This is a genomic window from Saccharopolyspora oryzae (assembly GCF_027853915.1).
GTDB classification, from domain to species: Bacteria; Actinomycetota; Actinomycetes; order Mycobacteriales; family Pseudonocardiaceae; genus Saccharopolyspora; species Saccharopolyspora oryzae.
In genome coordinates this window covers 18644-42790 of the sequence record NZ_JAQGLA010000072.1, presented here as the reverse complement: position 1 = coordinate 42790, position 24147 = coordinate 18644, and the positions used below count along the sequence as shown (strand labels likewise).

Here is a 24147-nt window from a genome sequence, read left to right as displayed (position 1 = left end):
GTCCGGGACGTCGTCGGGCACGCCCCAGGTCTCGCGCACCATGCGCTTCGGCCCGACCAGCTCCTGCTGGAACAGCTGGGTGCTCATGATCGCCGCGTCGTTGGCGGGCGAGTTCTGCCAGACGCCGTCGCCGAGCGGCGCGAGCTCGACGCCGTCCTCAGCCGCGAGCCGCGACCGGGCCAGCGTGTTCTCCATCCCCCCGGCCAGGTCGACACCGCCGACCACGACCTTCTCGATGCTGGGGTCCAGCAGCAGCAGACCGGCCACTTCGAGCGCGGCGGCACCGGCCGTGCCGTCGGAGGAGATCGTGAAGGAGGGGCCGCTGAAGTTCCGGGACGCCGAGATCCGGCTGGCCATGATGTTGCCGATGTAGCTCAGCACCTCGTTGGCGCCGAGCGGATCGTGCACCGCGTCGCGGACCGCCGCCACCAGCTGGTCCAGCGCATCGGCCCCGAGCCGGACCCCGGCGCGATCGCATTCCGCGCGCACGTGCGCACCGATGTCGAAGCGGGCCCGGTGCTGGTGGGCCCGCGGCTCCATCTCCATCGCGACGACCACCGCCACCCGCGACGGCGGTTCCGTCCGGGCGCCGGGCGGGACCGCCGGGAGGCCGGCGTCGAGCAGTGCCGCCTCCATCGCTTGGAACAGGGCCAGGTGTTGCGGGTTCGAACCGGCGAGTTCGGCGGGCAGCAGCCGGTAGGCCCGCGGATCGACCTCGATGCGCTCCAGGTAGCCACCGACCGGCGCTGGCTGCAGGTCCGCGTACCAGCGGCCCTCCGGCAGCGATCGCAGGACCGGCTCGCCCGAGCGGACGACGCGTTCGAGCGCGTCGACGTCGTCGACATCGCCCACCTTGACCCCGACACCGGTCACCGCCATCCGCGGGATCCGCACCTCGGCGGTCGGCGGTTGTTCCGCTGGCGCTTCGGAAAGCACCACGTGCGCATTGGCCCCGCCGAAGCCGAAGCTGGACACGCCCACCCGGCGCGGCCCGTCGGTCGGCCAGGCACGTTCTTCGCGCACGACGCGCTCGGCCGCCGGTTCACCGCCCTCCGGCGACAACGGCTGCCCCACGCCCGGAGTGGCCGGGATGATGCCGTGCCGCATCGCCATGATGGCCTTCACCACGCTCGCCAGTCCGGCCGCGCTGAGCAGGTGTCCGACGTTGCCCTTCATCGAGCCGAGCAGCGGCGGGCCGCCGTGGTCGGCGAAGAACTCGGCCAGCCCGACCAGTTCCGTGCCATCGCCGAGCGGAGTCCCGGTGGCGTGGCACTCGACGTAGTCGACGGTGGCTGGATCGACGTCGCGGTAGGCCTGCCGGTACGCCTCCAGGTGCCCGGCCTTGTTCGGCACGAGCAGGTGCTTTCCCGCGCCGTCGTTGCCGAGGCCGATGGCGTCGATCACGGCGTGCACCCGGTCGCCGTCCCGCAACGCGTCGGAAAGCCGCTTGAGCACGAACATCCCGGCGCCCTGCCCGACGACGATCCCGGCGGAGCGCTCGTCGAACGGCTGGCTGACCTCGCCGTCGGTTGCGAGCGCCTGGAGGTCCGAGAACGCCAGGTGCAGCGTCACCGAGTCCGGCGCGCACACGGCACCGGCGAGCATCACGTCGGCGTTTCCGGTGGCGAGCTGGTCCCTCGCCACCGCCAGCCCGTAGAGCGCGGACGCGCAGGCGGCGTCCAGCGCGAGCCGCGGACCCCGGAGCCCCAGCGCGTCGCCGATCACCCCGGTGGGCAGGCCGGACGGCCAGATGTTGCCGGCGGGGACGTCTTGTTCGGCGGGGGCCGGTGGGACTTCCAGCCCGGCAGCGCGCAGGCCGTCGTTCACCGCCTGCCGCACCAGCGGCACCGCGAGCCGGGTGGACAGCTCGGTGGGGAACGAGTAGTTGCCGAGCACGAACCCGGTGCGAGCGGGCAGCGCGGCGACGTCCAGTCCGGCGTCGGCCAGCGCACGACGCGCGGTGTGCAGCGGCCAGCGCACGACGCGATCCATCCCGGCGAGGTCCTCGGCCGGGATGCCCAGACCGGTCAGGTCGATCTCGGGCTCGCGGACGAATCCGCCGACCGTGGACGTGATGTGGTGGCTCGGGTCGCCCCAGCCGCCGGGGACCGCCGCGCCGTCCCCGAAGTGCTCCGGGCCGCCGTCGGACCGGTGATCGGCCTCGTTGCGCAGGCACGTCCACAGCTCGTCGGGGCTCTCCGCCCCGGGGACGAGGCAGGACATGCCGACGATCGCGATCGGAGTGTTGATCATGGACGTAGCTCCGCATTCGGCTCGGCTGGACCGGCCGGGAGTTCGCGCGGTCTCGACCGCGACTCCCGGTCCGGTCCCATGTGGACGGATGTGCGCGCTGGAACGGCTCCGCTAGCTGGCGACGACCGAGACCACCGCCTCCGGATGGTCGGCCGCGAAGTGGTCGACGACGATCTGGACGCCGGTGTCGACCGGGATCGGCTCCAGGCCCCGATCCCGGAACATCCGCGCCAGTTCCGGGGTCACCATGCCGCCGGCCCACGGCCCCCAGTTCAGCGAGGCCACGTTGGCCGCCGGAAGATCGCGGGACAGCGTGCAGGCCAAGCGGTTCAACGACTCGTTGGCCATCGCGTAGTCGGCCTGCCCGCGGTTGCCGAAGAACCCGGCCACCGAGGAGAACAGCAGCACGTGGCGGATCCGGTCCTGGTCCACCGCGCGGAGCAACGAACGCAGCCCGGACAGCTTCGGCGCGAACACAGCGTCGACGTCCGCTGCGGTCTTGTCCACGAGCAACCGGTCGGAGAGCGCGCCCGCACCGTGCACGACACCGGTGATCCGGTCGCGGTGCTCAGCGAGCGCCGCGCTGACGGCATCGGAGTCGGCGACATCAACGGTCAGGTACTCGACGAACGCTCCCGCCTCCCGGACGGCGCTCAGCGTGCGGCGGATCTCGCGCTGTGCCACGAGCTTTTGGTACACCGGCTGCACATCGCGCGGCGTCGGTTTGCCGCCGTCCTCCCGCAGCCGCGCCGCGATCGCCGCCTTCAGCTGGGATTCCGGGACACCGCTGGCCCAAGCCGGTTCGTCCGCGTCGAGCGGGGTGCGGCCGAGCAGCAGCAGACCGGTGCCGAAGCGGCGGGCCAAGCCGATCGCGCATTCGGCCGTCACGCCTCGCCCGCCACCGGAGACCACCAGGAGGTCGTCGGGTCCCGGCGGCGCGATCGGCGCGCATGCGGGAAGTTCCGGGTCCGCGCCGGGCTCCGAACCGCGCACGACGGTCCTGCGGACACCCTCGGCGTCGTACCCGACCTGGTGCAGCCCGCTGTCCACATCGGACAGCTCGGCCAGCACCAGCTCGACGCACCGCTGCTCGGCGAGGTCCGGGTGCAGGTCGATCGCGCGGCAGAAGACCGCAGGAGCCTCCGCCGCCAAGGTCTTGACCAGCCCCGGCAGCCCGCCGGTCACCGCGCTCTCGAGGTCCACCCCGGAGTACCCGAGGATCCCGTCCAGGCGGGTCACCGCGACGAATGCCGCCCGTGCGTCCGCAGCGGTGCGCTCCAGCCCCGGTTGCACATCACCGGCCAGCAGGAGCGCGTCGCGCAGCGCACCGGCCGCCGAGTCCCAGTCCGGCGCTGCCTCGTCGGCCACCCACAGGACGAGGTCGAGGTCCCCGCGAGGAGCCGATCCGTCCTGCACGACCCACCCGGCACCGCGCAGCCGGGACGCGAGCGCGTCAGCGAAGGCGCTGGTGCTCCCAGCGATCACCGCGGTGGGGCGGTCCCGGTACGGCGACCCGGCCGGCTCGGGCTCCGAGAGCCGGGACAACCTCGCGGGCAGCTGCCGGATCAGGCTTTTGGGGCCGCGGCCACCTCCTCGGCCGGGCCGCCCGACGCGGTCTCCCCGGCCAGGAATCCGACGATGTCGCCGAGGGTGCGCAGCTCGCCCAGCATCTCCGGGCTGGGCTCCCGCACGTTCGGGAACCGCTCGCCCAGCACGCCCATGATCTCCACCCGCTTGATCGAGTCGATGCCCAGGTCGGACTCGACGTCCATGGTGAGGTCGAGCATGTCGCTGGGGTAGCCGGTCTTCTCCGCGACCACCGCGAGCACCGCGTCGCGCACGGCATCGCGATCCAGCGCCGGAGCAGCCGGGGCCGGTTCCGGTGCGGCCGGCGGTCCGGCCGGTTCCGGTTGCCGACCGATCTCGGCGGGCGCCGCGGGTTCCGGCTGCCCGCCCAGCAACGCCACCGCACCGTTCCCGTCGGCCGCAGGCGGCGTCTCGAGGTGCGCGGTCCACCGGAGCGGTTCCGGTGCGGGCGCCGGGTCGGCCGGAATCCACGACGTGGGCGCTGCGGACGGCAAGCCCGCCTCCAAGCGCGCCAGTTCACCCAGCACCTCGCTGGCCCGCTGGTGGCTCTGCCCGATGGACACGCCGTGCTGGGTCACGGCGCGGATCGCGTCGAGAACCGAGTCCCGCACCGAGCCCTCGGCCTCGCGCGCCAGCAGACCGCTGAGCTGGTGCGCGATGGCGAGCTGGCTGTCCAGGTAGACGCGGTGGCTGTCGAGGTGGTCGGCGGCGATCGGGCCTGCGGCGTACCTGGGCGCCGCACCGTTCCCGTTCGACGAACCGCTGCCGTTGGTCAGCGGCTGGGGGCTCGGCTGCGCGGCGGGGGGTTCGGCGTGGTCGACGCGGTAGCCGTTCTCCAGCGCCTCCTGGTAGTTGCGACGGCGCTCTTCCGGCACGTAGTTGACTCCGTTCAGCGGGATGCTCATCTTCTTCTCCGACTCCTCCGGCGCGGGCTCGGCGGCAAAGCGGTTCAATCCGGTCAGCGGCACCCCCAGCACGGTCAGCCTGGCGGCCAGCTGCTTGAGCGCGCGGTCCCCGTCCCGGCCCGGCCCGGGGTCCGCGGCGAGCACGATCACGTCCGGGTGGTCCGCCAAGGTCCGCCGGACGAGCCCGGACAGCGCGGACTTCGGCCCGAACTCGACGAAGACCCGGAACCCGTCGGCGTACATCTGCTCGACGGACGGCCCGAACTGCACGGGTTCGGCGAGCTGCTGCACCAGGACGCGCCGGTTCTCGCTGCTGTCGTCGCGGTATCCGGCGCCCGCGGTGTTCGCGTACACCGGGATCTTCGGTGGCAGCACGCTCACTTCGGCCGCGGCGGCACCGAACTCCTCCAGGGCGTGCGCCACGTGCTTCGTGTGGAACGCGGCCGCGACCGGCAGCGGGGACGCCGACACGCCCGCGGACCGGCACGCCGCGACGAACTCCCGAACGGCCTCGGTCGCCCCGCCGACCACCACCTGGTCCGGCGCGTTGACGTTGCACACCACGACGTCGTCGCGATCGCCCAGCAGCTCCTCGACCTGCGCCGTCGTCGCGCTGATCGCCGCCATGCCGCCGGGGTCGGCGTCGGGATCCGGCAGGCGGGCCATCGACCGGCCCCGCGCACCGGCCAGCGAGTAGAACTCCGCGTCGGAGAGGCTGCCGGCGGCCCAGAGCGCGGTGAGCTCGCCGAAGCTGTGGCCGAGCACGCCGTCCGGGGCGAAGCCGGAGTCCGCGAGGTACCGGTACTGCCCCGCCGCGAGAGCACCGATGGCGAGCTGGGCATTCTCGGTGCGCCGCAACGCTTCCTCGCGCGCAGGACGCTCAGCGTCGTCGAACGCCGGCGGCGGGAAGACGACCCTGCCGAGGGGAACCGGGCCCTCGTGCGCGGCGGCGGCGCGGTCGAACGCGGCCCGCACCGGAGGCGTCGACATGGCGGTGGCAGCCCCCATCCCGACGTACTGGCTGCCCTGGCCCGCGAACATCGCGGCGACCTTGCCGTCCCGCAACTGCGCTGCGCGCCGGTAGTACGCCCCGCCGGGGAGCTCGAAGTCATCCGAGTCAGGAGCCCCGCGCAACCGCTCGGCCGCGGCGTCGCGCAGTTCGGCGCATTCCTCAGGTGACGCCGCCACCACCGCCAGCCGGCAGTTCTCAGCGGGTATCGGCCCGGACACCGGCTCGGCACCGCTGTCGAGCAACGCCAGCAACTCCGCCGGGTTCTCGGCGTGCCAGGCGTGCACCTGCGCCACCGGGTGCAGCACCTCGCGCTCGTCGTCGCCGGAGAGGTGCTCCTCGAGCACGCAGTGGAAGTTCGTGCCCCCGAACCCGAAGGCCGACACCGCCGCGCGCCGGACCGGCCGGGCCGGATCCACCACCCAGGGCCTGGTCTGCGTGTTGACGTAGAACGGCGAGGACTCCAGCTCGGCGGCGGCGCGCGGCGCGTCCACGTTGATCGTCGGGGGCAGCACCTTGTGGTGCAGCGCCAACGCCACCTTGATCAGGCTGGCCGCGCCCGCGGCGCCCTTGGTGTGGCCGATCTGGGACTTCACCGATCCGACCGCGGCGAACTGCCGCTCGTCGGTGGCCTCGCCGAACACCTCCCCCAACGCCTTGAGCTCGGTCAGGTCGCCGACCGAGGTGCCGGTGGCGTGGCATTCGAGCAGCCCGATCTGCTCCGGCCCGAACTCGGCCTCCGCGTAGGCCCGGCGCAGCGCCGTGGCCTGGCCCTCCGCGCGCGGGGCGTAAATGCTCTTGAACCGGCCGTCGCTGGAGCTGCCGACCCCGCGCAGCACGCCGTAGATCCGGTCGCCGTCACGCTCGGCATCGGCCAGCCGCTTCAGCGCGAGCATCCCGATGCCCTCGCCGATGAGCGTGCCGTCCGCGGACTCGTCGAACGGGCGGACCACCCCGTTCCGGGAGAACGCCGGAGTTTTCGAGAAGCACATGTACATCAGGATGGTGTTCTCGGCGTCGCAGCCGCCCGTGATCATCAGGTCGGCGCGGCCGGTGGCGAGCTCACCGATGGCCATGTGCAGCGCGGCGAGCGAACTGGCGCAGGCGGCGTCCACCGTGCAGTTGGTGCCGCCCAGGTCGAACCGGTTCGCGATGCGCCCGGCGACCACGTTGCCGAGCATGCCGGGGAACGAGTTCTCCTGCCACGGCGCCAACGCCATCACGAACTTCTTCGCGATCTCGTCCGCGTCCCGCTCGCTGAGCCCGCAGGACCGCACCACTTCCTTCAGCCGCGGCGTCTGCAACCGCAGCGCGAGCGGCTGGGTGAGCGAGTTGGCGCCGGTCACCCCGAGGATCACCCCGGTGCGGGACGAGTCGTACCAGGGCGATCCGTGCACGTCGGCGTCCTGCAACGTCTGCTTGGCCACCACGAGGCTGAGCAGCTGCAGGATGTCGGTGACCTCGAGGACGTTCGGCGGCAGGCCGAACTCCATCGGGTCGAAGTCCACTGTGGGCACGAACCCGCCGCGCCGGGCGTAGGTCTTGTCCGGCGCGGTGGGGTCCGGGTCGTAGTGGTCCTCGATCCGCCAGTGGCTCTCCGGCACGTCCCGGATGCAGTCCCTGGCTTCGACGACGTTCGCCCAGAACTGGCGGAGGTCGGCCGCTTCCGGGAACAGGGATCCGAGCCCGACGATCGCGATGTCGGTCGGCCGGGAGTTCGCAGCTTCTCGGTCGGTCGTTGTCATCCTCGGCCTCCCGTGTGGATTCTGGTCTGGCTTGGTGCGCGCGGGGGTGCGGCGGCTCAGGCGTCGGATTCGGCCAGGCGCAAGCGGTACCGCGCGATGGCGTCCACGTGCGCCAGCGCGACCGGGTCGCGCAGCATCGAGTAGTGGTCGCCCCGGCAGGTGCGCACCGAGACGCCGGGATCGATCTCGTCCCACCCCACCGCCGGTTCCGAGCCGAACAGGCTGTGCTCCGGGCGGATCAGGGTGAACGGCACGCGCGGCGGTGCCGGCTGGTACGAGGAAACGATCCGGTTGTTGCGGCGGACGACGTTCAGGTAGCCCTCGAACAGCTTCCGGGCACCCGCGAGGGAGGCGCCCGGCAGCAGCGGCCCGCGCTCCGTCTCGATGCCCAGGACCAGTTCCAGGCCGGCGTCGGCGTCGAGCCCGGCGAAGGTCTCCCGGGACGCCGGAGCGGTGGTCTCGTGCCGCGCCGCCAGGTACGTCGTGAACCACAGCAGTTCGAGGTCGAGCGGCACCTCGTCGTCCGGCCACGAGTACTCCGCCACCGGGGCGGGGGTGTCCAGGACGACGAGCCCCGCGGGCAGTTCCTCGTCGGCCAGCTCCGAGGTCAGCGCGTACGCGATGATCCCGCCCAGCGACCAGCCGACCAGCAACCAGTCGCCGCCGACCAGGTCGCGCTCGCGGAGCCCGGCGGCGACGTGCGCCGCGATCTCCGGGATGCGCACCTTCGGCGGTTCGCCGGTGAACGCCGGCCTGGCGTACTCCTCGACCGCGTCCAGGTCGACCACGCACGTCGAGACCGCAGAAGGCATGGCGGCGACGAGTTCTTCGTGCGCGGCGGCCGGCGCGAGACCGGGGTACACGACCACGATCCGCGGCCCGCCTCCCGCGCCCGCCGACGCGCTGATCAGCTCGATGCTCGCATTACGGTGCGCCATCGAGCGAGCTCCTCTCGACGATGTGCGCGGCCAGCTCGGCGATCGTGGGGTGGTACCACATCGCGGTCGTCTCCAGCTCGAAGCCCAGCCACTTCTCCAGCTCCCCGGCGAGCACCAGGGCATCGGCGGAGTCCACCCCGAACTCGTCGAAGTACTTGTGCACGTCGACCTGGTCCGGGGTGGTCTCCAGGCGCGCCGCGACCTGCGCGACGATCCACTCCTGCACCGACTCGACGGTCAACCCTGCGGACGCATTCGTCGTCTCGGACAACTTCAACTCCTCGGTCGGGGCGCGGTTACCGCGGCTCGCTGCTTCCGGCGGACATGTTGCGGTGGATCGACTTCGCGGCCTCGTAACCGGAGTCGAACGCCGATTCGTGGCCGCCGACCGCGTCCGGACCGACGCCGCGGGCGGCCAGGTAGGAGCCGGCGAACTTGATCCGCGAGTTCTCCTGGATCTTCGGGACCCGGGCCAGGCTCCGCTTCGCCTCCATGGTGAAGATCGGGTGGCGGAAGTCGACCTCGGTGATCACCTTCTCGGCCGGCAGCTCCAGCGGGCAGTCGACACTGACGAAGTAGTCGTTCTCGCTGGTGAAGTTCTGCACCTGGTTCAGGTAGTAGGAAGCCCAGGTGTCGAGCGCACCGCTGTCCGCGTCGCGCACTCGCCGCTTGCAGTTCCAGCTGCGCCACTTGCCGCGGTCTTCGGGCATGACCACCGGGTCGGTGTGCAGCACCGCGTGCGTCGGCGAGTACTTGATCGACTCGAGCGCCCGCTGCTCCTGCGTCGGGTTCTCCAGCAGCGCCATCGAATCGTCGGCGTGCGTGGCGAGCACGACGTAGTCGAACTCCTCGGCCCCGGCCGCGGTGCGCACGACGACCCCGTCGGCCCGCTGCTCGACGCCGAGCACCGGCGTGCTCGGCCGGTAGTCCACGTTGTCCGATGTCATCACGTCCAGGGCCCGGCGGACGTAGTTGGCGCTGCCGCCCTCCACGCAACGCCATTCCGCGGTCCGCCGCCCCTGCCACTCGAACCCGTGGCCGAGGAAGAAGGTGATGATGGTGTTCGCGGGCATGCCCCAGATCTCGTCCGGCGACACCGACCAGACCATCGACGACAGCAGCACGACGAAGCCGTACCGGAACGCGTCGGAGTACCCGCTCGTCTCCAGGTACTCTCCCAGCGAGATGTCCTCGCGGAGCCGCATGAAGTCCCGCGGCGCCGTGCGCCGGAACCGGTCGGCCTCCTTCCAGAGCTGGACGAAGTCCTCCGGGTAGCGCTCGCGGACCTGTTCCTCGGGCAATTCGAGGTCGTCCGAAACGTAGGCGAACCCGCTGTCGTGATCGGCGAAGCTGAATCGACCGAGATGACCCGTGGTCGCGACTCCCAACTCCACCAGGAACTTGGAGAAACGCGGGTACGAAAATTCGTTGTAAACGATGAACGCCATATCCAGACCGCGTTCCGCGCCGTTGTCGTCAACGGTGACGGTCAGCGCGTGTCCGCCCGCTTCGGCACTCGACTCGAATAGCGTCACCGGCGCCTTACTGCGAACGTTGTAAGCGGCCGACAGACCAGCGGCTCCAGCTCCCACAACCGCAACTCGATGCTTCACACCAAACACGCTCCGAATCGTTGGTGGCCATCTGCGAGCATCCCCAGGTTCGCCAGTTTATCCAGCTGCGCAGGAGCAACAATTTCACCATCGATGCACGGCAGAACACATCGAAAGATGTATCGACAAGACGGATCCAGACAATCGGCGCACGCCGCCGACGACCCGTCCACCGCATTTTCGGCGACCGGGACCACCGCGGACTTCCCGGCGCACAACCGCAGATCCCCCAGGCGGCGGCAGTCCCGTGGACCGTTCGGCACAACCACCCGCGGGAGAGGTGCGCATTCGGAGCACGCACGCGATCGGGACAATCACGGGAATTGGTGGATAACATGGCGCTAATCCACGCCGCGGCCGGGACGAATGCTCGGGAAACCGCGCGCGGCCGCAAGAATCCGTCACATGCCGCACCTTCGGGGTCTATGGTGGTGATCGATCAGGGGCACATGGGGGACACCGCACGGGAGTTTCACTTTGTTGAACGAAAACACCGAGTGCTTAGACCACGACGCAGGCCACTTAGACCGGAGCGCGGTCAACGCGAAGCGAACCGCGGCTCTTGCGCCCGTTTATCCACTGGATCGCAATCCGAACGTTATTGCACCACTCCCCCCGTCGCCGAGTTCCCCGATACGCGTCGTCGTGGTGAGCAGCCTGGGCGTAATCCGAGACGCGCTCACCCTGATGCTCGGCGCCCACCAGAGCATCGTGGTGGTGGGCCGCGCGAACGGCGGGGAGTCGGCGATCGAGCTGACGAAGCAGCTCCGCCCCGACGTCGTCGTCTCGTGCTATGGGGTCGACTCCGGCGACATCTCCCAGCTGGTCAACATGACCGTCGACGCCAACCGCGTTCGGGTCGTCGTGCTGGTGTCCCCGACCGAGGACACCCGGGGGCAGCACGCCCTGCTCGCCAGCGGGGTGTTCGCGCTGCTGGACACGAGCGCCACCGGCACCGACCTGATCTCCTCGATCTGCTCGGCCGCGACCATGGGCGACAGCATGGTGACCTTCATGCCGCAGACCATGGTCAACCAGCTCAGCATCGCCGATCACGACTCGGTCCTCTCGCCGCGCCAGCAGGAAGTGCTGCTGCACGTCGCAAAAGGACTCAGCAACCGGCAGATCAGCTCCCAGCTCGGCCTCACCGAGGGAACCGTCAAGCGGCACCTGGCCAACATCTACGCCAAGCTGAACGTCCGCTCCCGCACGGAAGCGATCCACCGGGCGCTGACCGACAAGCTGATCAACGCGCAAGCGATCACCAGCAACGGCGATTGACCCGCCGGCGCCCACCGCCGGTCAGCTCGCCAAAAGCGCCCGCCGCGCCGGGAAAAGTTGAAGCACAACGACTTCCCGATGGGCATCCCTCCTCGTCGCGACCACCAGCACAACCAGAACACTGTTATAAAACACCGTTACGGCACGCCTTGTCAAGAGCTCGTCCACTGCGCTCCAGCGCCGCCGCCAGGAACATCCACAGTGGAGCGTCGACGGTGGGACGATGCGCGCACCCGGTTCTGGGTGCACGTCGAAAACCCCGTAACGCCAACCACCTGCGATACACTGCGGGCGTGGTCCGCCCCAAAACTCATGACGAAGCACTCCGCCGCACGCTGATCGAACTGGCCGCCACGGTGGTGTTCGAGAGCGGTGTGAAGGCGCTGAGCCTGCGGCGGCTGGCGACGGACGCGGGCACCTCCACCACGGCGATCTACTCGCTGTTCGGCAACAAGGCCGGCCTCCTCGACAGCGTCTACCGGGACGCCGCCAAGCAGTTCGCCGCCCGGCTGGCCCTGGTGGACACCACCGACGATCCCGCGGCCGACGTGGTCAAGCTCGGACTGGCCTACCGCGAGCACGCGCTGGCCAATCCGCACCTGTACGCCGTCATGTTCAGCGACCGGTTCGTCGAGCTCGACCTCTCGGCCGAGCAGAAGGACGCGGGCGCGGAGACCTTCGAGCCGCTGGTCGAGGCCGTCCGCCGGGCGCAGGCCAGCGGCCAGTTCGCACCCGCGCCCACCGAGCACATCGCCTTGTCCTGCTGGGCGATGGCGCACGGCCTGGTGTCGCTGGAGCTCTCCGGGGCGATCCCGCCCGGCCTCGACATCGCCGCGAGCTACGAAGATGCGCTCCGCAGCGTCGTCATCGGCTGGAGCCGCTGAACGAGTCTGGCACCGCGAAACCCCTTCGCACGCACGGAAAGTCTGTCTTCGATTCTCGTTTTGCCCTTGATGCGCCGCCGCGCAAAACGAGTGCGTCAGACAGGCACTAAGTCCTCGGCAGTCGCGACGGCCACCAGTTCCAGCGGCCGAGCAGGGTGGCTGCGGCCGGGACCACCAGGGTGCGGACCACGAAGGTGTCCAGCAGCAGTCCGACCCCGATGGTGAACCCGATCTGGGCGAGGGTGTCCACGCTGCCCGAGATGAGCGCGAACATGCTGACGGCGAAGATGATCCCGGCGGTGGTGATCACGCCTCCGGTGGCGGTCATCGCCCGCGCGATGCCCATGCGGCTGCCGTCGACGGCCTCCTCCCGGATCCGCGACATCAGCAGCATGTTGTAGTCCGCCCCCACCGCCACCAGGATGACGAAGGTGATCGCCTGCACGCTCCAGTCCAGGTCGACGCCCAGCAGGTGCTGCCAGAAGAGCACCGACAGCCCCATCGCCGCGGAGTAGGACAGGATCACCGACGCCAGCAAGTACAGCGGCGCCACGACGCTGCGCAGCAACAGCGCGAGAACCGCGAACACGGCCAGCAGGGCGATCAGCGCGAACTGCGCGAAGTCCGCATTGGACATTCGCGCCAAGTCCTGGTTCACCGAAGCCGCGCCGGTGTTCTCGACGGTGCTCCCGTCCAGCGAGGTGCCCTGCAACGCCCGCTGCACCGTCCGCACCACCTCGTCGGTGCGATCCATCGCGGCCTGCCCCAGCGGGTCGGAGTCGTGCAGCACCACCAGCCGCGCCGTCTTCCCGTCCTCGGCCAGGAACATCCCGCTGGCCAGGGCCATTCGCGGATCCTGCCAGGCGTTCGGCGGCAGGTAGAACCCGCCGACGTCCGGATCCCCCGCCTCCTGCCCCGCGGTCCGCAGGAAGTCCGCGGCCTGGCCCAGCCCGCGCTCCAGCTCCTGGACGGACTGCGTCATCGTCGTGGTCCCGTCGTGCAGCTGGTTCGCACCGTCGGCCGCGGCGTTCGCGTGGCCGGAGAGCTCCTCGGCCCCGCCCGCGACCTGGTCCGCGCCGCCGGACAGCTCGCCGAGCCGGTCCCGCAACGTCCGCTCGCCCTCGGCGAGCCGCTCGATCCCATCTCGCACCGAGGCGATACCGGTCTGCAGCTCGCCGATCCCGGAGGACAGCTCCCCGCTGCCGGAAGCCAGCTGCCGCGCGGCCTCGGCCGCCTTCCGCAGGCCGGGGAGCAGCTGGTCCCGCTCCGCGACGTAGATCTCGCCGATACCGCTGCGAGCCTGCGCGCACACCGGGTCGAGGGTGCACAGCTGATCGGCCCGCAACGCGTTGTAGGCCAGCTCCAAGCCGTTGACCGCCAACTCCGTTTGCTGGCTGGCCAGTTCCAGGCCGGTGGCCAGCTGATCCGCGCCCTCGGCGAGCCGGGCAGAACCGTCGTGGGCGCGGTCCGCCCCGTCGGCCACCGACCCCAGTCCTCCACCGGTCGCGTTCAACCCGTCCAGCAGCTGCTGCGCCCCGTCGATCGCGGAGCGGGCCCCGTCGGCGAGCTTGCCGCTGCCGATCGCGAGCTGACCGGCCCCGTCGGCCAACCGCCCGGTTCCGGTGGCGATCTGCTCGCTGCCGTCGACCAGGCGTCCGGTCTGCGCGTTGCCCTCGGCGAGCCGGCCCGTGGCCTCGCCGAGCCGGTCGCCGACCTGCCCCGCCTGCTGCCCCAGCGAAGCTTCGGTGATCGGCGTGCCGGTCGGCCGCGTCACGCCGCGCACCATCTGGACCCCGTCCACCTTGGCCGCGTTCGCGGCGGCCATCTCGAGCACCGCGAGGTCCCGCGGGTTGCGCATGTCGTGATCGGCGTTGATCAGCAGGTATTCCGGCAGCACCTCGGTGGCCGGGAAATGCCTGCCGAGCGCGTCGTACCCGAGATTGCTGTCGGTGGCGGCAGGCTGCACCTTCCGCTCGTCGTAGCTCAGCTGCGCGCCGGGGTAGAACGCGGCGAGCAGCCCGAGCACGACCAGGCCGACCAGCATGACCAGCCCCGGTCGACGCACAGTTCGGATGCTCGTCACGCGCCACCGGCGATTCCCGCTGCTGCGGCGCGGCAGCGCGAAACCGCGGGTCGCCGCGATCGCCAGCATCGCCGGGATCAGCGTCAGCCCCGCCACCAGCGTCACCGCCAAGCTCACGGCGATGGCCGGGCCGGTGGTGCTGAAGATGCTGACATCGGCGAAGGCCATGCCCGCGCACGCGGCCATCACCGTCACCGCGGACGCCGTGATCACGCCCGCCACCCGCCGGGTGGCCTCCGCGACGGCCTGCTCCGGGTCGACGCCGGCTCGCACCTGCTCGTGGAACCGGCTGACCAGGAACACGCCGTAGTCCGTGCCCGCACCGAGGACGACGGCCGTGAGCAGCGATGCGGTGAACGTGGAGATGTCGAAGAAGACCAAGCCGCACAACGCCGTGGTCGCGCGCGCGGTGGCCAACGACAGGCCGATCGCGGACAGCACGATCAGGGAGGTGAACAGCGACCGGTAGATCACCAGCAGGATGAGCAGGATCAGCACCACGGTGACGGCGGTGATGACGACCATGCTCCGCTCGATCTCGGCCTGCATGTCCGCGACCGTGGCGATCGGGCCGGTGACGTGCACGGACAGATCCGCCGGCCGCCCGTGCTGGCCGATCTCGCGGATGAACTCGATCTGCGCCGTGGTCTCCGGTGAGCCGTTCTCGCCGCGCAGGCCGACGGGGATGTACACCGCCTTGCCGTCGCGGCTTTCCAGCGCCTCCGCCAGTTCCGGTTGCGCGATGGTGTCCTGCACCGAGGCGATCCGGGCGTCGTCGGCCTTCAGCTGCCCGACCAGATCGCGGTAGTGCTGCCGGTCTTCCTCGGTCAACCCGCGTTCGTCGGCGAGCACCACGAACACCATGCTGTTCGCACCGCTGCCGCCGAACCGCTCGTCCATCGTGGGCAGTGCCCGCACCGACGGCGCCGAGTCCGGCACGAACGAGACCTGGCTCTGCCCGATCACCCGCTCCAGCTGCGGGACGAAGACGTTCAGCGCTGCGGCGAGAGCGATCCAGACGACCACCACGATGCCGCGGCGGCGCACGACGGCGGAACTCAACCTGGCTAAGACTCCCCTACCGTCCTGGATCGAACCCATCATGCTCACCCTGCGATCCCCGGCAACGGGCACGGTGGTCGACACGGATCCGACGCCAAGACGTCGACGGCCGCGCCACGGTAACGGAGTTATATAACCCCGTTTTGATCAAGCTGTCAAGATGGTCGACCCAGAACCCGGAAGAGCCCCCGCTCGCGGACACCGCGGCAGATCAAGGGAACGGGCCCGCAACCGTCCTCATCGGACGGTCACCGGTCACAGCACCCACCCGAAGACGAACCAGGCCAGGACCGGCCCGAGGACGATCGCGCACAGCCCGTAGACCATCAGCTGCCGGAAGAGCCGTGCCCGGTCTTCCGGGGCGGCGGACCCGAGCAGCAGCCCGCCGGTGATGCCGAGGGGGTTGACGTCGACGAGCACCGCGGAGAGCGCGACGGCGATGATCGCGCCCACCGGCGGCAGACCCGCCGCTACGAGCGGGGCCACCAGCGGCACCGCCGTGGCGAGGACGGCGATCGAGGAGGCGAAGAACGAGGTCAGACCGACGACGAGGCACACGGCGAGCAGCGACAGCAGCGGCGAACCGGTGGCGCTGCTCAGCGCTGCGGTGATCTGCTCGAAAGCACCCAGGTGCTCCATGAGCCCGACGTAGGTGAGCACTCCGGCGATCAGGAGGATGATCTCCCAGGGCAGGCGGCGGATGATCGCCGACGGCTCGATGCGCAGCACGAGCTGGAGCACGACAGCGAGGGTCAGCCCGAGCAGGCCGAGGTTGACCTTGAACACCGCTCCGCCGACGACGAGCACGACCAGCGCGGCGATCGAGCCCCACACGGCGAGCCGCCCCGGCGCGGACTGCTGCCCCACCGCATCGGAGACGCGCTCCCGGACAGCCGTGCTCGCGACAGCAGTGCCAGTCGTACCAACGATTTCCGCCGAGGCTCGGTCCGGGGGTGCGGTCGGGCTGCCAGCACCGTCGCGGGCGGCCCGGATCGAACGCCGCCCCACGAGCATCGCGGCGAGGCACAGCACGAGACCGGTGCCGAGCACGGCGAGGAAGAGCGCGAGCGACGTGTGGGCGGGCACCTCGATGCCCGCTTTGGACATGAGCCGCGGGGTGCTCGCGCCGAACACCGCGATCGGGGAGAACAACCCGCACATGATGCCGTTGAGCATGGTCAGGCAGAGCAGCAGCGGCGGCAGCCCGCGCTTGGCCGCGATGCCGAGCGCGATCGGGGCCATGATCGCGATGACCGCCGCGGGCAGCGTTCCGATCGCGGTGAGCAGCGCCCCGACGGCGAACAGCAGCAGCGGGATCAACGCGACCCGGTTCCCGATCGGCCGCAGCGCGCGGGACAGGAGCCAGTCCGTGGTCCCGGACAGCTGAACCACGGCGAACAGCGCGGTGATCCCGACGACCAGCACGACGAAGTCGACCGGGAAGAAGCCGAACAGTTCGTCGACGCCGACGCCGGCGAGGCCGGCGACCAGGAGGGCTGCGGGCAGGGCGGCGAGCGCGAGGCTGAAGCGCGGCACGAAAGCACCGAGGAACAGCAGGGCGAGCACCGCGATCGAGAGGAGCGAGGGAGCCATTGGGTGTCCTGTCCTTCAGCGTCGCTGCGGGGAAACGGCGCGCGGATCGGTCAGATGACGCCGTCGGCCCGAAGGGCGTCCACGGCGTGCTGGTCGAGACCGAGCAGGTCGGTCAGCGTCGAGTCGGTGTGCTCCCCCAGGCGCGGCCCCAGCGATCGGATCCGCCCGGGTGTTCCGCTGAGCCGCGGCAGGGGAGCGACCATCGGCAGCTCGCCCCAGTCGTCGTCGACGAGGCTGGTGATCGTTCCGCGTTCCCGGTAGTGCGGGTCCGCGGCGATGTCGGCGATGCTCATGATCGGCGCGGCCGGCACGCCGGCGTCGTTGAGAACCCGAACGGCCTCGTCCGCCGAAAGCCGCCCCACCCACGCCGCGATCACGGGGTACAGCTCGTCCTGGTTCTCCACGCGGCTCTCGCGGGTCGCGTACCGGGGATCGGCCGCGAGCTCCGCCACGCCCATGACCGCCGCCAGCTTGCCGAACAGCGCGTCGGTGCCGGCGTGCACCGAGATCCGCCGCCCGTCGGCGGTGTCGAAGTCGCTGGCCGGGACGATCTGGAGGTTGCGGTTGCCCTGCCGCTCCCGGACCTTGCCGAGCGCGGCGTAGCTCAGGAGCGCGTTCTCGGAGGCGCGGAACCCCGCCTCGTAGAGGCCGAGGTCCACGATCTGGCCGGTGCCGCCGTTGCGGTCCCGGTCGTAGAGCGCGGTGACGGTCGCGAACGCCGCGAGGTAGGCGGCCATGTAGTCGATCACGGCGTACCCGGTGCGGGTCGGCTGCCCGTCGGGTTCGCCGCTGACGTAGGTGAGGCCGGAGAACGCGCTGGCGATGCGGTCGAAGGCGCCCCGGTCGCGGTGGGGGCCCGACATGCCGTAACCGGTGACCAGGACCAGCACCGCCCGCGGGTTGATCTCCTGGAGCCGCTCCGGCGTCAGGCCCCACTCCTCCAGCGTGGGCGGGCGGAAGTTCATGACGACCACGTCGAAGTGGGGCACCAGCTCGCGCACCAGCTCCTGGCCGCGCGCGGTCCGCAGGTCGACCGTCACGGACTTCTTGTTGCGCCCCTCCTGGATCCACTGCAGCGAACGGCGCCCCGGGGTCGACGAACCCGGCCCGTCGCGGGTGAAGTCGCCGCGGCCCGGCTCCTCGACCTTCACCACCTCGGCCCCGAAGTCGCCCAGCATCGTCGCGGTGACCGGCGCGGCGAGAACGGTGGCGAGGTCCAGCACGCGAATGCCCTCGAGCGGCGAGCGGTCTCCCGGCATCGCCCACCTCCTTGTGAACGCATCGTTATTAACGAACCGTTATTAACGAAACGGTAGAGTAGGGGCGAGCTGCACGGCAGTCAATGGACCAGGAGGTGCGGGATGACCGACGAGGTCGCCGCGAAACCCCGCCGACGACGGCGCTCGCGAGAGGAGACCGAGTCGGACCTGCTCGACGCGGCGCTGCGGATCATGCGGCGCGACGGGCTCCTCGAAGGCGTGACGCTGCGGGACGTCGCCTCGGAAGCAGGCGTCAACCACGGGCAGATCTACCAGTACTTCGGATCCCGGCACGCGTTGCTGCGCGCGGCGATCACCCGCCTGCTCCGGGAGTCGGCGCTCGACCGCGAAACCCATTGGGAGCAGCCGTTCACCCGGCGACGCACGGCGATGTGGGACGCCGCGCTCCGGCAGCCCGACGTGCCCAAGCTGGAAGCGCTCCTGGCGCTGGAGCGCGACGACCAGCTGGTGCTGTTCCCCGAGCTGGAACGCACCCGCGAGGCGCTCGACCGCGACCGGGAGACCGGCGCGCTCCCACCCGATGCCGACGCCGACGTCCTGCACGCGATGACCGCGGCCACCTACATGGGCTACTGCATCTTCCGCGAGGCGATCGCCCGCGAGCTCGGAGTGGAACTCGACGAGCTCGACGCACGAGCCGGCGCGGTGTACGAGCAGCTCGTCACCGGCCTCGCAGCCCCGACCACGCCCGACCAACCCTGACGGACCAGCACCATCCACAACGGACACCGATCGGCGAAGACCGGGAATGCCCGCTGACCCGTGACCGAGCGATCTCGGTATTCTCGATACGCGGTACCCGCACGACCACCACGTGTTCTGCTGCGCCTGGAGGGCGGGATGGACCGGATCGAACTCGTCGAAGCGCTGCGCGCCGCTGGTGTGCCCGACGGCGAGTACTTGATCCCGGGTGGCCCCGCGTCCGGAGGGCCGCGTGCGGACGCCTACTACGTCTTGCGCGAGGAGTCCGGCGCCTACTTGGTCTCCCTCTGGGAACGAGGTGCCGAGGAAACGGCTGCGCGGTTCGCCTCCGAGGACGAAGCTTGCCGGTACCTCTACGGTCGCCTCGCGCAGCGAGCGCCCGCGCCACCGCCGGACTCGGCCCAGATCATCGAGGATTTGATGGCACGCCGGGAAGAGATCCAGCGGGAGGCCCGTGACCAGTACGACCAGGCCCGCCGCCACGAGCGCGGATGAGCGGGGTCCCGTTGCTCGGCATCGGCGACGGCCGGGTCGGTCGTCACGGCACGGGGGTGAAGGTCGGCGACTCGGGACCGGCCGTGGCAGCCCGAAAATTGTCCCTCCCCGCGGAGATCAGCGGGGAGGGACAACGAGCTGTTCGGTCGACCAATTCTCGGAGCTGCCGAATCAGTTGAGGGGCTGCAGGAAGTTGCCCGCGATGAGCTGGCTCGCGTTCATGCTCGGCGAGCGGTACTGAAGGCCGCCGCCCGGTTGTCCGAACCACGGTGACGCGGTTCCGGCCTCGACGGTGAACGGCTTCAACACCTTGAAGACGTGGTAGTCGAACGGGTACCGCGGCTCGAGGGTGTCGAGGCTGCTGGGTGCGAGTGCCCGCTGCCCGAAAGGTACGCCGAACGGCGCGAAGAACCGCCCGTTGTTGCTGCCGAACCGGTCGATGACCTGCCCGGGAACCATCTCGAACGTCGTGCGCCCGTCGGCGAAACCGTCGTTGGGCGGGAAGCGCCACCCGCCCGCGTTCATGTTGGCGGACGGGTCCCAGAAGCAGGCGATGAACGCCGTCGCCGAGAACGAGTCCAGCCGGTTGTAGTCGCGGAGCAGTTCGCCGACAGCGCCGGTCCGGGGCAGGAACTCCGGGCCGAGCCGAGGATCGTCCAAGTAGTAGCGCTGCAACGGGCGGTCCGGAAGCTCGACTCGCGAGCCCGGGATCCCGTTCGCCGGGCAGATCGCCGGCGGCGGTCCCGCTGGAGGCGGCGCCGGATGCTCAGAAGGTGGCGCCGTTCGTTCAGGCGTCAGCGGAGGTGCCGGCGGCGTGCCGTCCGAGTGGGAGACGACGGCGGGAGCCACCCCCGGTATCGGCAACGGCTGTGCGGTGGCACCTCCGGCACCGACCACCAGCATCACCCATGCCGCCAGTGCCACCACGAGACGATGGGACGTTCGCATTCGATCTTCCTCCGGTCCGCAGATCACCGAATGTCACCACCCGGTCATCGGCAGGATTCGTCGTCCCGTGGAGTAGGAATCCGGCGGCCCCACCCCCTCGAGTGGATCAGTTCGGCACCCATTCACCCGGACAGGAACCGCAACCGGCTCCCGGGCAAGGTCGTGCGATCGACTCCGCGAAAGACGGGGGAAGCGTTGGCGGGTTCGCCCTGGGCCAACGGCTCCGTCGGGTCGCTACCGGGATTCGACACCCGCAAAGGCGCGCCGTTGGGCGCCCCGGCCTGTTTTCAGCGGGGCTCAAGTGCCGGCAGCGTCCCGCCGCGCGTAGGCGTCGCGGTAGTGCTGCCGCAGCTTGTACTTGAGCACCTTGCCGCCGACCGTCTCCGGGAACTCGTCGACGAAGAGGACGCGCTTGGGCGTCTCGAAGCCGGCCAGCCGTTCGCGGCAGAACGCGATGATCTCGTCCTCGCTCACCGGGTGCTCGGTTCCAGCGATGACGACCGCGGTCACCGCCTCGCCCCACCGCTCGTGGGGCAAGCCGACCACCGCTGCCTTGAACACGCCCGGATGCTGGTGCAGCACAGCTTCCACCCGCAGGCTGGACACGTTCTCACCGCCGGACTTCACGATGTCCTTGTAGCGATCGACCATCACCCGCAGCCCGCGGTCGTCGTAGGTGCAGCTGTCCCCGGAGTGGAACCAGCCGCCGCGGAACGCGTGCTCGGTGGCTTCCTCGTCGCCGTAGTACCCGGCGGTGATGCTCGGCGAGCGGTAGACGGCCTCCCCGGCGATCCCGGGCTGATCGCGCAGATCGGCGCCGGTGTCGTCCACCACCGCTGAGGCCAGCGTCGGGTTGGGCACGCCGACGTAGTTCCGCTCGGGCGCGGTCCTGCGGTAGGTCTCGCCCCACTTGTCCGGCCAGAACCGGTGGCAGGAGATCGCCTCGGTCTGGCCGAAGATCTCCACCGCGACGAAGTCGTCGCCGCACAGCCGCTTGAACGTGGTGAGGGTGCCCGGCGGCAGCGCCGCCCACCCGTACACCAGCACCTTCAGGCTGCGCGGGTCGTAGCGGAGCCGGTCGTCGGCGAGCACGTCGGCGAGGGCGTTCGCCATGGCCGGCGAGCCGCTCCACACCGCGGTGATCGCCTCCCGCGTGACGGCTTCGGCGATGGCGCGCGGATCGGGTTTGCGCCCGATCACCAGCGCTCCGCCGGAGAGGAACGCCGGGAATGTGAAGATCTGGTCGGCGACGTGGTAGATGATCGGGAGGAAGGCGGCCAGCTTGAGGTCGCACTCCAGCCGGATGCCCCGGGTGAGCGTGAGCGCGAAGCTGTACGCGGCGTAATAGCTCGAGTGGTGCGAGATCATCGCGCCCTTCGGCAGCGAAGTCGTGCCCGACGTGAACAAGATCTGCCAGATGTCGTCGCCGTGGATCTCCACGTCGGGCTCGCCGTCGGGCACTCCGCGGACGAACTCCGCGAACGTCGCGCTGCCCTCGACCGCGCCTCCACCGATCGGGATGGTGATGCCGGGAGCGAGGCCGTGCTCGTCGAACGGCTCCTCCGCGCGCGGCCACAGCTCCGCGTCGACGACGGCGAACGCCGGCCGCGTCTTGTCGATGAGGTGCCCGACCACGTCCGGGGCGAGCGTCGGGTTGACCGGTACGCACACCAGTCCGGCCCGGGCGATGCCGAGCTTGGTCAGGTAGGCCTCCACCGAGTTCTCGCAGAACATCAGCACGCGATCGCCGCGTTGCAGCCCGCGTGCGAGCAACCCGTTCGCCACCTGCGCGACGAGGCGGTCGGCCTCGAGGTAGGTGAGCCGCTCGTGCTCGGGGTGCGCGAAGGCGCCGGCCCAGCCGATCACCGCCTCCTGGTCGGGATAGCTCCAGGTCAGGCGTTCCAGAACATCGCCGACGCTGGCGCGCTCCCAGCGGTTGACCGCACGCCGGTCGGACAGGCTGGTGACGTCGAGGCCCATGACCGCTGCTCCGATCCTGGATTGTGAATTCATATTCACTAGGGATCGTAAACTCCGGATCACAACTTGTGAAGGGGGTCACAGATGCAGCCATGCGACCAGCTGAAATGCCGCCTCCAGGTTCACCCTTTTCAAAGTTAGTGAATGTGGAGTAACTTCAGTCGCGTTGTCGAGGAGAGGGGCGGCATCGTGCCCGTGTTGAGATCCGCCGTGGACGTCACCGCCGAGGACTACCGGCAGAACCGCGAGGCGCAGCTGGCCGCGGTGGCCGCGTTGCGCGAGCAGCTGGATCTGGCGCGCGCCGGCGGCGGGCAGAAGTACGCCGACCGGCACCGCCGGCGCGGGCGGCTGCTGGTGCGCGAGCGCATCGAGCTGCTGCTCGACCGCGATGCGCCGTTCCTGGAGCTCTCCGCGCTCGCCGCGTGGGGCACGGAGTTCGCGGTGGGCGCCAGCATCGTCACCGGCGTCGGCGTGGTGTCCGGTGTGGAATGCGTGATCATCGCGCACGACCCGACCGTGCGCGGCGGCGCGATGAACCCCTACACGCTGCGGAAGACGTTGCGCGCCTTGGAGATCGCGCGCACCAACCGGCTCCCGGTGCTGAACCTGGTCGAGTCGGGCGGCGCCGACCTGCCGACCCAGTCCGAGCTGTTCGTGCACGCCGGCAAGATCTTCCACGACCTCACCGAGCTGTCGGCCATGGGCATCCCGACGGTCGCGCTGGTGTTCGGCAACTCCACCGCGGGCGGCGCCTACGTGCCCGGGATGTGCGATTACGCGGTGCTGGTGGACCGCCAGGCCAAGGTCTTCCTCGGCGGACCGCCGCTGGTGAAGATGGCCACCGGGGAGGACGCCGACGACGAAGCGCTCGGCGGCGCCGAGATGCATTCCACGGTGTCCGGCCTGGCCGACCACTTCGCGGTCGACGAGGTGGACTGCATCCGGCTCGGCAGGCAGATCGTCTCCGAGCTGAACTGGCGCAAGCTCGGCCCGGACCCGACCCGACCGCCGGACCCGCCGCTGTTCGACCCGGAGGAGCTGCTCGGCATCGCCTCGGCCGACTTCCGGGTGCCGGTGGACCCCCGCGAGGTCCTCGCGCGCGTCGTGGACGGATCCCGGTTCGGCGAGTACAAACCGCGCTACGGCACCAGCCTGGTCACCGGGTGGGCGTCGATCCACGGCTACCTGGTGGGCGTGCTGGCCAACGCCCGCGGCGTGCTGTTCTCCGAGGAGGCGAAGAAGGCCAGCGAGTTCATCCTGCTGGCCAACCAGACGAACACGCCGCTGATCTTCCTGCAGAACACCACCGGCTACATGGTCGGCAAGGACTACGAGCAGGGCGGCATCATCAAGGACGGCGCCAAGATGATCAACGCGGTGACCAACAGCTCGGTCCCGCACATCACCATCAACATCGGCGCGTCGTTCGGCGCGGGCAACTACGGGATGTCCGGCCGCGCTTACGATCCCCGGTTCATGTTCGCCTGGGCGAACGCGAAGCTCGCGGTGATGGGCGCGCAGCAGCTCGCAGGTGTTCTGTCCATCGTGGGCAGACAGAGTGCGGAGGCTGCCGGGCGGGAGTTCGACGTCGAGGCCGACGAGCGGCAGCGCAAGCAGATCGAGGAGCAGATCGAGCGCGAATCGCACGCGCTGTTCGTCACCGCGCGGGTTTACGACGACGGTGTGATCGATCCGCGGGACACCCGCACGGTGCTCGGCATCGCGTTGTCCGCAGCGCATTCCCAGTCGGTCGAGGGTCGCCGCGGGTTCGGCGTCTTCCGGATGTGAG

Annotated in this window: 16 protein-coding genes; 5 read left to right on the top strand and 11 right to left on the bottom strand. The window is 70.4% G+C overall.

Translation table 11 applies throughout. The annotated features are described in order from the left end of the window. The 6 genes from OU415_RS29810 to OU415_RS29785 all read right to left on the bottom strand — a co-directional run. Positions 1–2253: beta-ketoacyl synthase N-terminal-like domain-containing protein (locus OU415_RS29810; protein WP_270952706.1), on the bottom strand; the 2253-nt coding region annotated here is incomplete at its 3' end. A gap of 111 nt (positions 2254–2364) precedes the next feature. Beyond that, on the bottom strand, positions 2365–3798 hold the full coding sequence (locus OU415_RS29805) for an SDR family NAD(P)-dependent oxidoreductase (protein ID WP_270952705.1): 1434 nt from the start codon (positions 3796–3798) through the stop codon (positions 2365–2367). 20 nt (positions 3799–3818) lie between these two features. Next, on the bottom strand, positions 3819–7499 hold the full coding sequence (locus tag OU415_RS29800; protein ID WP_270952704.1) for a beta-ketoacyl synthase N-terminal-like domain-containing protein: 3681 nt from the start codon (positions 7497–7499) through the stop codon (positions 3819–3821). 56 nt (positions 7500–7555) lie between these two features. Continuing rightward, positions 7556–8437 carry a thioesterase domain-containing protein gene (locus OU415_RS29795; RefSeq protein WP_270952702.1) on the bottom strand — a complete coding sequence of 294 codons (882 nt, stop codon included), beginning with the start codon at positions 8435–8437 and terminating at the stop codon, positions 7556–7558. Next, positions 8424–8708: an acyl carrier protein gene (locus tag OU415_RS29790; RefSeq protein ID WP_270952700.1), complete on the bottom strand. Its 285-nt coding sequence runs from the start codon at positions 8706–8708 to the stop codon at positions 8424–8426. The genes OU415_RS29795 and OU415_RS29790 overlap by 14 nt, the downstream gene beginning before the upstream one ends. A 25-nt stretch (positions 8709–8733) precedes the next feature. After that, positions 8734–10029, bottom strand: a complete 1296-nt coding sequence (locus tag OU415_RS29785) for an FAD-dependent oxidoreductase (RefSeq protein WP_270952699.1) — start codon at positions 10027–10029, stop codon at positions 8734–8736. A 669-nt stretch (positions 10030–10698) separates the two neighbouring features. Here OU415_RS29785 and OU415_RS29780 point away from each other — a divergent pair. Next, complete coding sequence (locus OU415_RS29780; protein WP_270952697.1) at positions 10699–11331, top strand: response regulator transcription factor; 633 nt, start codon at positions 10699–10701, stop codon at positions 11329–11331. Between the two features lie 293 nt (positions 11332–11624). Then, positions 11625–12215 carry a TetR/AcrR family transcriptional regulator gene (locus OU415_RS29775; RefSeq protein ID WP_270952696.1) on the top strand — a complete coding sequence of 197 codons (591 nt, stop codon included), beginning with the start codon at positions 11625–11627 and terminating at the stop codon, positions 12213–12215. A gap of 106 nt (positions 12216–12321) precedes the next feature. On the opposite strand, the gene OU415_RS29770 is transcribed toward OU415_RS29775, so the two are convergent. The 3 genes from OU415_RS29770 to OU415_RS29760 all read right to left on the bottom strand — a co-directional run bounded on the left by OU415_RS29770 (position 12322) and on the right by OU415_RS29760 (position 18212). Further along, positions 12322–15360: an MMPL/RND family transporter gene (locus OU415_RS29770; RefSeq protein ID WP_270952695.1), complete on the bottom strand. Its 3039-nt coding sequence runs from the start codon at positions 15358–15360 to the stop codon at positions 12322–12324. 255 nt (positions 15361–15615) lie between these two features. Continuing rightward, entirely contained in the window at positions 15616–16953 is a 1338-nt protein-coding gene (locus tag OU415_RS29765) for an SLC13 family permease (protein ID WP_270952694.1), read from the bottom strand. A 50-nt stretch (positions 16954–17003) separates the two neighbouring features. Continuing rightward, complete coding sequence (locus OU415_RS29760; RefSeq protein ID WP_270952693.1) at positions 17004–18212, bottom strand: CaiB/BaiF CoA transferase family protein; 1209 nt, start codon at positions 18210–18212, stop codon at positions 17004–17006. Positions 18213–18314: 102 nt separating this feature from the next. On the opposite strand from OU415_RS29760, the gene OU415_RS29755 reads away from it, so the two are divergent. Together OU415_RS29755 and OU415_RS29750 are read left to right on the top strand one after the other, a co-directional pair. After that, on the top strand, positions 18315–18935 hold the full coding sequence (locus OU415_RS29755; RefSeq protein ID WP_270952692.1) for a TetR/AcrR family transcriptional regulator: 621 nt from the start codon (positions 18315–18317) through the stop codon (positions 18933–18935). 138 nt (positions 18936–19073) lie between these two features. Beyond that, the gene (locus OU415_RS29750; RefSeq protein WP_270952691.1) at positions 19074–19430 is read left to right on the top strand and encodes a hypothetical protein; all 357 of its coding nucleotides are present in this window, start codon (positions 19074–19076) and stop codon (positions 19428–19430) included. 171 nt (positions 19431–19601) lie between these two features. Here OU415_RS29750 and OU415_RS29745 read toward each other — a convergent pair whose 3' ends face one another. Beyond that, positions 19602–20105 carry a TNT domain-containing protein gene (locus tag OU415_RS29745; RefSeq protein WP_270952690.1) on the bottom strand — a complete coding sequence of 168 codons (504 nt, stop codon included), beginning with the start codon at positions 20103–20105 and terminating at the stop codon, positions 19602–19604. Between the two features lie 570 nt (positions 20106–20675). Beyond that, positions 20676–22358: an AMP-binding protein gene (locus OU415_RS29740; protein ID WP_270952689.1), complete on the bottom strand. Its 1683-nt coding sequence runs from the start codon at positions 22356–22358 to the stop codon at positions 20676–20678. A 144-nt stretch (positions 22359–22502) separates the two neighbouring features. Between OU415_RS29740 and OU415_RS29735 the strand changes: the two genes are divergently transcribed. Continuing rightward, entirely contained in the window at positions 22503–24146 is a 1644-nt protein-coding gene (locus OU415_RS29735) for an acyl-CoA carboxylase subunit beta (RefSeq protein WP_408641933.1), read from the top strand. Position 24147 lies beyond the last annotated feature (1 nt).

Coding starts and splice junctions, on each gene's coding strand:
- OU415_RS29800 (WP_270952704.1), bottom strand. CDS start 7,499: ATGACAACGACCGACCGAGAAGCTGCGAACTCCCGGCCGACCGACATC.
- OU415_RS29795 (WP_270952702.1), bottom strand. CDS start 8,437: ATGGCGCACCGTAATGCGAGCATCGAGCTGATCAGCGCGTCGGCGGGC.
- OU415_RS29765 (WP_270952694.1), bottom strand. CDS start 16,953: ATGGCTCCCTCGCTCCTCTCGATCGCGGTGCTCGCCCTGCTGTTCCTC.
- OU415_RS29760 (WP_270952693.1), bottom strand. CDS start 18,212: ATGCCGGGAGACCGCTCGCCGCTCGAGGGCATTCGCGTGCTGGACCTC.
- OU415_RS29755 (WP_270952692.1), top strand. CDS start 18,315: ATGACCGACGAGGTCGCCGCGAAACCCCGCCGACGACGGCGCTCGCGA.
- OU415_RS29750 (WP_270952691.1), top strand. CDS start 19,074: ATGGACCGGATCGAACTCGTCGAAGCGCTGCGCGCCGCTGGTGTGCCC.
- OU415_RS29740 (WP_270952689.1), bottom strand. CDS start 22,358: ATGGGCCTCGACGTCACCAGCCTGTCCGACCGGCGTGCGGTCAACCGC.
- OU415_RS29735 (WP_408641933.1), top strand. CDS start 22,503: ATGTGGAGTAACTTCAGTCGCGTTGTCGAGGAGAGGGGCGGCATCGTG.